Genomic DNA, 11796 nt, shown 5'->3' on the forward strand with positions numbered 1-11796 from the left:
AAACGTCAAGTTATCTAGTTGAAAACCTAGCCCGATCACATTGTGGTTATCAGCGTGCGATCGCGGTATCGACATGAGCGACACGCGCTTCTGGCGATAAGCTCTTTCCACCAATTAGCAAGTATAGACTCGGGATCACATACAAAGTCACCACTGTGGTTAACAACATGCCGCTGAAGATCACCACACCCACTGCATAACGTGTCTCTGAGCCCGCACCAGATGCCAAGAGCATTGGAAGTGAGCCAAGTAATGTCGTCAAAGCCGTCATCAGGATTGGGCGCAAACGCTGTTGAGCCGCGTTGGTGATCGCCTCTTTCACCTCCTGCCCTTGATCTCGAAGCTGGTTGGCAAACTCAACAATCAAGATACCGTTCTTAGTCGCCATACCAATCAGCATCAACATGCCAAGCTGTGAATACAAGTTGAAACTTTCACCGGCGATTAAGATCCCGGTCAACCCCCCAAGCAAACCGATGGGTACGGTTAACATAACGATAGTTGGGCTGGTGAAGCTCTCAAATTGCGCAGCAAGTACCAAGTACGAAACAAACAGAGCCAAGACGAAGATCAACCATATCTCAGTTTGGTTATCGTAGTAATCCTTTGACTCCCCGGCATAATCATAGGTATAGCCTGGTGGGAAGAGCTTCTTCGCCTCCTCTTCAAGGAAGTGCAGACCCTCACCAAGGGTAACACCCGGTGATAAACTGGCTTTCAGGCTGATCGACTTTTTACGCTGATAGTGGAACAAACCACGCGCCGACGCGACGTCTCGTGAAGAGACTAAAGTATCCAGTGAGATGAGTTCGCCATGTCTTGAGCGAATGTAGACTTTGCTCAAGTCGGAAGCGGAATTAAACTGAGCTTCGTTGGCACGCAGATAGATATCGTACTCTTGACCCGTTTCCTCGTAGCGAGTTTCCGTCGCTCCTGCGAGCAGAACATCCAGTGTCGTGGCAATATCCGTGATGCTTACCCCGAGCTCACGCGCGACCTCGCGTTTGACCGAGAGCACCATCTCTGGCGTAGTCGGGTTATAATCAAGCTGCGTGCCATGCATCATTTCACTGGCTTGGACGATTCGCTCAAGCTCCTGAGCTATCTCGTATAGCACTTCATAATCATCACCTTGGAGAACAAAGTTGACCGACTTATCCATGCCGCCACGAAAACCCGGTAAGAAAGGGTTAGCCCGAACGTCTGTGATGTCATAAAGCAACTCACGGATCTCCTGCACCACCTCAGAAGCAGTTTCCTTACGCTCGCTCCAATGCTTGAGACGGATAATAAAGTAACCCGTATGGTCGGCCCAAGTACCAAAGGCTGGCGCTGAGTAGTTGAGATTCTCAACCGGACCGTCCTCGCTTGCCAGTGGCAACAGGCGCTCATTAATCAGCTCCATACTGCGTACCATACGCTCGTAACTGGTCGCCTCTAGGCCAAACACGCCGAGGTTTATCTGACCACGGTCTTCCACTGGAACAAAGGCGCGCTGTTGATTGTCATAGGCGTAATACAGACCAACGCCACACAAGAGCAGAACGACAAACGAGAACCAGCGCCAACGCAATACACGCTCAAGACTGCCGCGGTAAGACTGCTCTGCCGATTTCACTCCCGATTCAACCCACTGACAAACTTTACTTGGCTCTTCTAGTGGCTTGCTAAATAGCTTTTCACTTAGCACTGGACCAAGTGTCAGAGCCGCAACCGATGAGAAGCCGACGGCCGCCGAGAGGATAACCGCAAACTCAGCGAACATATTACCCATCTTGCCATCCATAAAGATCAACGGCAAAAAGGTCATGATCAGCACCAGTGTGGTGGCGATGACGGCAAAATTAAGCTCCTTGGTGCCTTGATAAGCAGCTGCGAGGGCAGACGCGCCATTACGCCGGTGACGAACGATATTCTCCACAACGACGATGGCGTCATCCACAACGAGACCGATAGCCAGGATCAAGCCCATTAAGGTCACTAGGTTAATCGAGTAGCCACACATATAGGCGACAGAAAATGCCGAGATGAGAGAAACAGGCACCGTTATCGCTGGAACTATCGTGGTTGATAAACGTCCCAAGAACAAATAGAGCACTGAGATCACCAGCACTGCCGTAACCGCGAGCGTCATGTAGACCTCTTTAATGGCTTCGCGAATAAAGAGCGTGCTGTCATAGTCCACATCCAGTGCCACTCCCTCTGGTAGGAAGTTTTGCAACATCTTGAGTTCTTTATGCACCGCATCGGAGACGGTCAACGGGTTAGCGTCTGACATTGGGACGATACCCAGCCCCATACTATCGATGTTATTGGCTTTAAAGGTCGTGGTTTGCTTCTTGGCGCCGACATAGACATTGGCGATGTCCTTCAGCATCACTGACTGGCCGTCGCGTTCGACGATTTGTAGCTGCTCAAAATCTTCTACTTGCTGATAGAGACGCTCGAGGCGAACCACCAGATTGAGTGCATTATTTCGCACGTAGCCAGCCGGAAGCTGAATGTTCTCCGCGCGCAGTGCTCGTGTCACATCGGTGGTGGTCAGTTCACGGGCGGCAAGGTCAATCGGATTGATCTCAACATACAACACCCGCTCGATAACGCCAGAGGTATTGATTGAGCTCACCCCTGGCAAGAGACTTAATCGCTCAATCAGTACCCGCTGCGCGTAGTCACTCAAATCCACCCTATCGTGCTTGGTACTCGTGAGGTTGAGCCACATGATGGGGTCACCCTCACTGCTGTTTTTGCGCACGTTTGGTGTGCCAGCATCACGAGGCAGGCGACCACGCGCCCGTCCAACGGCATCTCGAACATCACTGACCGCTTGCATGATGTCGTGCCCAGGCTTAAAGGTAATGTTGATGCCTGACCAGCCATCAACCGAGCGAGAAAAGATAAAATCGATACCGTCTATGCCGCCTAATTGATCCTCAATCGGTTTGGTTATCTGGCTCTCAACGATTGAAGAGGCGCTGCCTCGATAACCCGTACCGATTGAGACGACATTGGCATCAACCCTTGGCATCTCGCGGATCGTGAGCATACTGGCACCAACCAGACCAAAGAGAACCAATAACACATTCAATACCAACGCCGATGTTGGCCGATATACCGAAAAATCCGATAACTTCATCGTTTATTTCAACCCTGTGCAGTTAAGTCCGGCTGCACAGTTTCTTGCACTTCCACTGATGCACCATCACGCAGTTTAACCGTTCCTCGGTAAACTATTTCCTCACCCAGTTCAAGGCCTGAGCGTACCTCGACGATTTCACCATTGCGCTCACCCAATGTAACCTGTCTTTGACGCGCAACTTCGTCTTCAATAACGTAAACATAGCGATTTGGCCCGCGATAGATGACTGACTGGATGGGTATCGTCACAACATCTAACGCTGCAAGGGGGAGCTCGCCCGTCATCAGGCTCCCTGGTGTTAATTTTGCGGTTTGGTTATCAATACTGAACTGAGCTTGGATATTCTGTGTTTGACTGCTGACTCGTCCATCTAAGCTATCCAGTTTGGCGGTGATTGGAGTTAAGCTCTCGACATGAGACAGCGTCGTTGTGTTACCAAGGCGTAGATAAGGAAGATAGCTGGCGGGAATCGCAACGTTTAAACGCAGCTGGTCGGCATCATCAAGCGTAGTGAGCTCAGTACTATTTTCGACCCTTTGACCAACACTGATATCAACCAGACCGAGTCGCCCATCGAAAGGCGCTGTGATTTGTGTGTCTTTAAGGTTGACCAACGCTATTTCAAGCTCGGCTTGCTGCATCTCAAGCCGCGCAAAAGCGGCATCGACAACCGCTTTGGTTACCGCGCCATTCGGTAAGAGCTTAACCAGTTTATTGTAGTTTTGCTCAACATCACTGAGATTGGCTTGTTCACGCTTAACTTCCGCTCGCTCATAACGGTCATCGAGGGCAAATAACAGTTGCCCTTTTTTGACGTGCTCACCAGACTTGACTAAAACCTGACTGATACGTCCGCGGTTCTTTGGCGTGATGGAGATAGATTTGTGCGCAAAACTGTTACCCACTATGTGAATGCTGCGATCAAGCGTGCCACGTTCGACGATGGTAGTGTCCACCGTGAAAATACGAAACTTATTATTGATGGGTTCAGGTTCTGAACTGTTGAGGTAGTGTGCCCCCCAGCCACCGAGAGCGATGATGACTGAAAAAAACGCGATCTTTTTCATAGTGAGTTTTGCCAAACATTTAAACGGAATCCCATTGTACTTTGGAATTCCGTAAAATGGTGAAACAAAGCTCACACTTTTAATACCAATTTAATAAATTGGTTAACAAGAGGTAATGTAGGGTCGCTCCTGAGGTAAAATAGACCTAGAAGTAGACTCGAAAACCTGCTCGGGCCTCAAGTTCGATATCAAGTTCGTCAAGATACACACTTGGGCTCAGATCGATATAGAAACCAAATGGCCTAGCGCCTAGCTCGGCACCAATACCGGGTACGATGGCCAGTGATTTATTATTGCGGTCGACATAATGACCACCTAAAAATAAGTAGAAAGGTGTATTGTTAACACCAAAAACTTTATTTGCACCAAGACCAAATTGGTCGTCAAGGCTCACGTTAAATCTCAGGTCATTATGCTTGAGTTCAACACCCCAATACGGGTCACCAACCATCACGCCAACGCCTGTTGCTGCAACAGAGCTAAAGCTCATCATAAGCGCCATTAACGCTAAAGCACATTTTTTATACATCACACTGCTTTCCTGAGAAAAATAGAAAGCGCGTAACCTACCAGAAGAACATGATAAAACTATCAGTATACTGGTGCTTTGACCGAATCCTAACATTGGCGCACAGAATTCAACCATAAATTGACAGAGGGTTAAATTGACCAGTTACAAAAAATTACTTTTTATTCAATAACTAAGTGTTACAGCTTAGCAAGCTCAAACTTTGTCAGTGGCCGACTAAAAAGGTAGCCTTGTTGATAGTGAGCGCCTGCGGCAGATAAAAAGTCTGCTTGCAACTGAGTCTCCACCCCTTCCGCGACAATTTCAACATTAAGTCGATGGCCAAGGTTAATGATCGACTCAAGCACGGGACTATTGACCGCATCAACCCCAATACTGTCTATGAAGCATTTGTCGACTTTCAACACATCGAAGTGGACCTTTTGGATGACAGACAATGCGGTTTGCCCGGTTCCGAAATCATCCAACGATACTTTAATCTTATTCTCTTTAAGCACCGTTAATGCCTTGCGTGCATCACCATCTAAAAACTGTCTTTCTGTAATTTCAACACAAAGCTTCAAACCTATTTCAAGCAACTGTTTATTTGTCTCCAATATCTTATCCAGGTTGATTTGATGATGAAGATATTGTGGTGGAACATTGACCGCGACATAATTTATCTTAACGCTGTCTAATTCATTTAGGTCTCGTTGTAGCTGATGTAAGACAAAATCTGTCAATCGATTAACCAAACCATATTGCTCTGCCAGTGGAACAAAGACTTCCGGACTGATCATTCCCGTGCTTGGATGCTGCCACCTGATTAAAACCTCGGCACCGACTGCCTGGCCATCCTGACTTGAGACAATCGGTTGGTAAACCAAAAAAAGCTCATTGCGCTCAAGCCCACGCTTAAGATCGTCAACTACGGAATTACGATATTCAAGTGCCTTGCGGCACAGGAGCAATAGCAAGGAGATAACCAAGGATAAAAATAGAGCTTGAAGCATAACAAATACCATCATGTGGCGAACAAACGCCGGGTTAGCTTCAACAATAACTTGGTAACCATAACTTGCAGAGTCAGCCAATACATGCACCAAGTCAGATTCAAAGTGCTCATATTCTGGATATGTTTGGTGACCGAGACGAAATTTTACTCCATAGATACCATCACTGACACCTTTGCCAATATTGCGGTCAAAGTAATTCCGCTCGATAACCGACAACACCCCACTTCTAGCATCGTTTGGGTATGTATTTACTATCACTAAGGTTCTTTGCGAAGGGTCACCACCCTTGTTATGAAGATACTCTCCTGATGCAACGCCTTCACCAACTAGGTGGCTCAAATCTGCATGTGTTTCACCTATGCGAGAAGAGCAAGTAACGACACCGTCTTTGACCAATAACATCTCACGAAAAGTACTGTCGAAAAACAGGTCATCGCGCAGCGCCTCGCAACTTTCTTGATTATTCATCACCTGTTGGTGTTCGAAATACACTTCTTGGATAATCGTATCCAGTCGACGTACAAAGCCACTGGCAAACTGGTCTAGCGAGTCAGTGACTTTTCCCAATGCTAAAAATACCGCACACGGCATAATGACCAGCAAAGGCATTAACACCATAACTAGTTGAGCCTTAAGCTGTGGTTTAAGGTATTTCTTAGCAACCATGATTTCTCAAATTAACAAATAGGTGAATCCAACTGAAGTTGGCAACACAGGGACTCACGTCTGTGTTGGCATCACGTTACCAAATCTCATCGACATTAGCCCTGCTTATGTCACTAGGTTATAAAAAACGATATTAGTATAGATCCAAAACAAAAATAAGATGTGGGACTTTGATTCCCACAATGTGACATCTGGTTCAAAACTATGCGACACCTTTACGATACTGCCCATTACTTATGTTGAGGATCACTTTACTGAGCTCTTTCGTTGGTAATAGCTTTGTCACCGCCTGCTCAAACAAACTCACCAGCTCACTCTCAGCAACCAACACGCGAGTCTCGGTTTTAATTGGCCTTAAATCAACGACGTAGTGTGTAAACAAACCGTCTAACTCTTCAATAGAATCAAGGTGAAGCGCATTTTTGTCAGCATATAGGCTGTTAAAACAACCTTTTTGTTTATCAATAACGTAGGGGTTGTCACGCAGGTTCAGAATCGATGTATGCTTGCGGCATCGCTTAAGGCATCCACGGTTCATGCGCGTTTTTTTGCAACCGACACTTTGCATAAACAGGCAGTGACGACTGGTCAGGAGGGTCGTTGGCTGGTAGAGCGTGTAGTAGAGATCAAATCCTTCTGGTCGCGCCAACCGCTTCATTTGCTTGTGACTGAGCTCTGACGAAATCACTGCGCCATTACCCGCCAAATCACTATCGATACATTTTAATGCAAATGAGTTGGTAATATTAAGCTGCTGGCCTGCAATCCAGTTCACGCCTAGCTCTTTGGCCAACTGCGCGACACCGAGGTTGTTGGTGACCAACTTACGACCAACTAGCGTTTTGACCAACTGCTTAGCCGCTTGGTAGTGCTCACCTATTAATATCGCGGGAAAAACCGGAACAAGCGTTGAGTGCTCAGCCAAAATATCGGTCAACTGCGCCTGATAATCACTCAGTGCATCGGGCAGTTGATAGAAAAACTCGGCCTCTGGATGCTGTTCAATCAGCTCCAATTGCTCTGGCGTTGAAATATAAACTACAAGCCTTGCGGTTAAGGGCTCACGCGTGGGCTCAGGCATTGTAAAATCCGATAGTTCAATCGCGCCCTTCAAACTTCGTCGCTTTTCCTGGGTGATAGTCATATCGTGAGTATGTCGTTCAACATTCTCAATTATCGCCGTTTTTTTGTTGTATAGTTCTTGCTTTACTCGCTGAAGAGCCTCAGGCTCAACCGCATTCGCTAGCTGACTGAAATGGCGTGGTGCGTGATCGCGAGGATTATCTATGTACATGGCTTGGTTAATGTCGCCTTGCAAATAACCATTTGAGAAGTCGCGGTTAAACACCGTATACAGGGAGTCGGTATCGGTGAGTAGTTCACCCGTTTGACTAAAGGTATCTATCTGTTTGCGCCAGCTATCGACAACGGTGTACACATAGTGTGGTTTCTTAATCCGCCCCTCAACTTTGAGCGAATGTACTCCAGCCTTGGCCAAAGCCGCCATATCATGGTACGCAGAGTTGTCCTTGAGGTTAAGTGGGAAGTCCTTGCCAGTCTCAGTACGCTGATACTGCTCACGACAAGGTTGACTGCAGCGACCTCGATTGCCTGAGGCGCCGTTACGCGCCGAGCTGATGTAACACAATCCAGAAAAACCAATGCAGTACGAGCCATGGACAAACACTTCCATCAGCACATTATGTTGGTGACCAAATTGCGCCAAGTGAGTAATTTCTTCGATATTGAGCTCACGAGACAAGTTAACGCGACTGGCCCCCAAGTTACCCAACAGCAAGATTTGTCCTTCATTGTGAGTATTCATCTGCGTCGAGGCATGCATATCCAATTGTGGGAAATGATGCTTGAGGATATACGCCAGGCCCAGGTCTTGAACGATCACGCCATCGATCTTGGTGTCAATGAGTTGTTGTAGTAGGCGGACAATCGCTGGGATCTCACTCTCTAACACAACAATATTGAGAGTAAGGAATATTTTGCAGTCATGACGGTGCGCCAACTCAAGCACGCTGTCGAGGACATCTAAAGTGATATTGGTAGCTCGGTTGCGGGCATTGAATCGGTCTAAACCGCAATATATCGCATCAGCGCCTGCCGCAATGGCTGCTTTAATCGAATCAAGATCGCCGCCGGGGGCAAGAAGTTCAAATTGCTGTTTACTGTACACCGTCAAAGCCTGCTACCACTTAAAAACAAAAGTCCGGCATTGTAGCGATCTCGCTCACAAATTTCGAGGACTAGTTGAATAAACCGGCTTAAAGGAAAGGGCGAAATAACTCAGCAATCGCCAACAGGGGGTTAATTAAGTTGTTGTAACACCTTTATGCCCCCAATCGATTCTGCCAAGCGGTCTTTTTTTATCGGCTTGTGGATATAGTCGGTCGCTCCGGCCTGAATAAACTGCTGCTTGGTCTCCTCAAACCCATCGGCTGTACAGACAATGATCGGTATCGCCAGCTTGAGCTCACCTAGAATCACCTTTGTGGCCTCAAGACCTGTCATATTGGGCATATGGTGGTCCATCAAGATCAGATCAAAAGACCGCTGCTTGACCAGTTCGACGGCTTTTTCCCCATCAACCGCCACCTCACTGGTGTAACCAAGGTCTTTGCACAGCTTTTTGGCGACCATGGCATTCACTTTGTTATCCTCGGCAATCAATATATGTAGAGTGCCACTCTCTTCTTGTACTACTCGTTGGCTGTCTAATGTCGGTTGTTTGGCAGCGGCTAGCCGTGATTCGATAGGGATCGACACCCAAAAATGACTACCTTCCCCTTCATCACTATCGAATCCTTTGGTCCCGTTCATGCCCTCAACCATTTTATCGACAATCGCCAGTCCCAGCCCAGTCCCCCCGTACTCGCGCGATATACTGCTATCACTCTGCACAAACGGGTCAAATATGGTCGGCTGGCTCCTAATCGGGATCCCAACGCCAGTATCGATTACCTCAACCTTAAGATGATCGGCGTCGAGTGATAGGTTAAACACGACCTCCCCTTGGTGAGTGAATTTAGCGGCATTGCTGACCAAGTTATAGATGACTTGTCGAAGCCTCGATTCATCGCCTAATAGCTCGATATCAGGCTCAACCGAATTATTCACCACTAAGCGAATCCCCTTTGCATCGCAAATCGGTTTGTAAGTCGCAACGATAGGGTTAATTAACTCGGTGAGAAAAAATGGCTCTTTGGCAAATTCAATTTTATCCTTGTCAGACTTAGAAAAGTCCAAAATATCATTGAGTATGGTGACAAAATGGGTGCCACTGTCGACAATCGTCGAGAGCATCTCACGCTGCTGAGGGTTGGTGATCTGGCTCGATAGAACTTGCGCCATGCCTAGGACACCGTTCATCGGAGTACGCAGCTCGTGACTCATTGTCGCGAGAAACAAGCTCTTGGCCTCACTCGCGGCCTCTGCTTGCTCGCGTGCAATTTCCAGTTGCTGATTGGATCGCTGCTCACGAACATAACTTCGATACAGATAGCGGTAAAACAATATACCTGCACATATAATCGCGATGACACCACCGATAATCATCCCAAGCAGGGATTGGTTAATCCTGTTTATATAGTAGTTTTCTGTAATGTGGATATAGGCGAAGTTATCTGCTGTCAATAATTCGCCAACGATCTGTTGCTGATCCACAACCAAATTATAGTAATTATCGGCGTAAATAGATAAAGGTGCAGACCGCTCCTCGCTTGGTTTAACGCCATCGCTACTAAGAAGATCGATAATCACATCGACCAATTGCTGCTTGCTATAGTTATCTACATTTTGTGCTAGCGAATTTGGCATGGCCTTCTGAACAAATTGCAGCGCCACCTCGACACGAATTAACTGCTCAAGTCGGCTGACAATGTACTTTGACTTGGAATAAAACGCTTGCCGATAACGCTCATCCTGCTGGTTTAACGCTGCAAGTGGAATGGCTTGAGATGAATCTAGGTTTAATGTCTCTATATCGATATCAAATTGATTAAGCGTGTGGGTTAACTGGCTGGCAGCGGCTTGTGGCTGAATTTGAAATGCCAAGAACTCGCTGTTGATATCAACCAGTCGGTGTCCCAGTTCATTAACTACGACTAGATTACTGTCGAACAGCCGCAACTTATAATACGACCAAGCACCGGCTCCAGCAGAGAGCAATAGAATGACAACCAGAATACTGTTGTAAAAAATGAACTTTCTAATCTTCATTTTCAAGCTGCCCCAAAATGATTGGACGAGGGGTTTCTAAGCTCTCAAGAAATGCCGCTAGCTCTGCGATAGCTTGCTCATCAAGCTCCTGGCCCAACTGGACCTTGCCCATAATATATATCGCAGACTTAAGCTCCATGACTTTACCGTCATGAAAGTAAGGAGCAGTCACGGAGACATTACGCAGACTCGGAACGCGGAAGACTGAGCGATCAATCTCATCCCCCGTGATCGCCTGACGGCCAACATCTGGCGTTAGGTCTGTATCAATATAGTAGCCAAATTTCTGATAGATACTGCCGCCAACATTCGGCCCTTGATGACAGACGATGCAGCCGCGGGAGTTAAACTGCTCCCAGCCGGCTAACTCAACGGCGGTTAGTGCATCATCTTTACCGGCAAGAAACTGGTCAAAGCGCGAAGGAGGCGTGATCAACTGCGCTTGGAAGTAACTCAATGCCCTTTTCACACCGTGTTCACCAATATCTTCGATGCCTGCTTGGGCAAACAGAGTTGGGTACTCTGGGTGCTCACGCAAATACTGCGAAATCTCAAGCCAGTTATTGGCCATTTCTAGGGGGTTATGAATTGGGCCATCGACTTGTGCCTCAAGGGTATTTGACCGCCCATCCCAAAAGAAACGTGTATTGAGCGAGACATTAAATACCGTCGGTGAGTTACGCTCTCCTAGCCCACCGACCCCAACAGACAGCGGTGTAAGATCTGCGCCATTGGTGGCGAGGTCGTGACAGCTATTACAGCTTATTTGGCCATTGGATGACAGGTTTGGGTCATTAAACAGCTTCCAACCCAATCGAGCTAAAGGCTGGTTAGAGTTAACCACTTCTGGCAGCGGGAAAACAAGATCACTGCGAGAGTCGGGTAAAGACGCACTCTCCTTTGCAGAATGCTGATGAGAGTGCGAGTCATGATGATGGTGTTGATCGTGGCTATCTTCGCTGAGACTATGTTGATCAGAACCATTTTCGCTAAAACTATGGTCTTCACAACCGATGATGAGCACACACAACGCCACGCTCCAAAACAGTGATCGTTTGACCATAGACTTTTCCTTATCAGTGAACCTGATTGCCTTTACTGCCAGCCAAGTCACCTTTGTGCCGGTCGAGGTGGGTATTACACCCACCTCTTGTTGCGAACGCCAACTCA

At 47.4% G+C, this 11796-nt stretch carries 7 protein-coding genes; all 7 read right to left on the reverse strand.

The features are described 5' to 3' along the window. Positions 1-49 precede the first annotated feature (49 nt). Positions 50-3136 (reverse strand): efflux RND transporter permease subunit, encoded by a 3087-nt coding sequence (locus ACSTTG_RS08765; RefSeq protein WP_438474514.1) that lies wholly within the window; start codon positions 3134-3136, stop codon positions 50-52. Positions 3137-3144: 8 nt separating this feature from the next. Further along, a complete protein-coding gene (locus ACSTTG_RS08770) occupies positions 3145-4206 on the reverse strand; it encodes an efflux RND transporter periplasmic adaptor subunit (RefSeq protein WP_438460799.1) in 1062 nt (353 codons plus the stop codon). Positions 4207-4351: 145 nt separating this feature from the next. Continuing rightward, positions 4352-4735 carry a hypothetical protein gene (locus ACSTTG_RS08775; RefSeq protein WP_438460896.1) on the reverse strand — a complete coding sequence of 128 codons (384 nt, stop codon included), beginning with the start codon at positions 4733-4735 and terminating at the stop codon, positions 4352-4354. Positions 4736-4914: 179 nt separating this feature from the next. Continuing rightward, the gene (locus tag ACSTTG_RS08780; RefSeq protein WP_438474515.1) at positions 4915-6396 is read right to left on the reverse strand and encodes an EAL domain-containing protein; all 1482 of its coding nucleotides are present in this window, start codon (positions 6394-6396) and stop codon (positions 4915-4917) included. A gap of 202 nt (positions 6397-6598) precedes the next feature. Continuing rightward, positions 6599-8584 (reverse strand): peptidase U32 family protein, encoded by a 1986-nt coding sequence (locus ACSTTG_RS08785; protein WP_438474516.1) that lies wholly within the window; start codon positions 8582-8584, stop codon positions 6599-6601. A 131-nt stretch (positions 8585-8715) separates the two neighbouring features. Beyond that, complete coding sequence (locus ACSTTG_RS08790) at positions 8716-10626, reverse strand: hybrid sensor histidine kinase/response regulator (RefSeq protein ID WP_438474517.1); 1911 nt, start codon at positions 10624-10626, stop codon at positions 8716-8718. After that, positions 10616-11689: a cytochrome-c peroxidase gene (locus ACSTTG_RS08795; protein ID WP_438474518.1), complete on the reverse strand. Its 1074-nt coding sequence runs from the start codon at positions 11687-11689 to the stop codon at positions 10616-10618. Before ACSTTG_RS08795 ends, ACSTTG_RS08790 begins: the two co-directional genes overlap by 11 nt. Positions 11690-11796 lie beyond the last annotated feature (107 nt).

The organism is Vibrio glycogenivorans, from assembly GCF_051660965.1.
GTDB lineage: Bacteria > Pseudomonadota > Gammaproteobacteria > Enterobacterales > Vibrionaceae > Vibrio.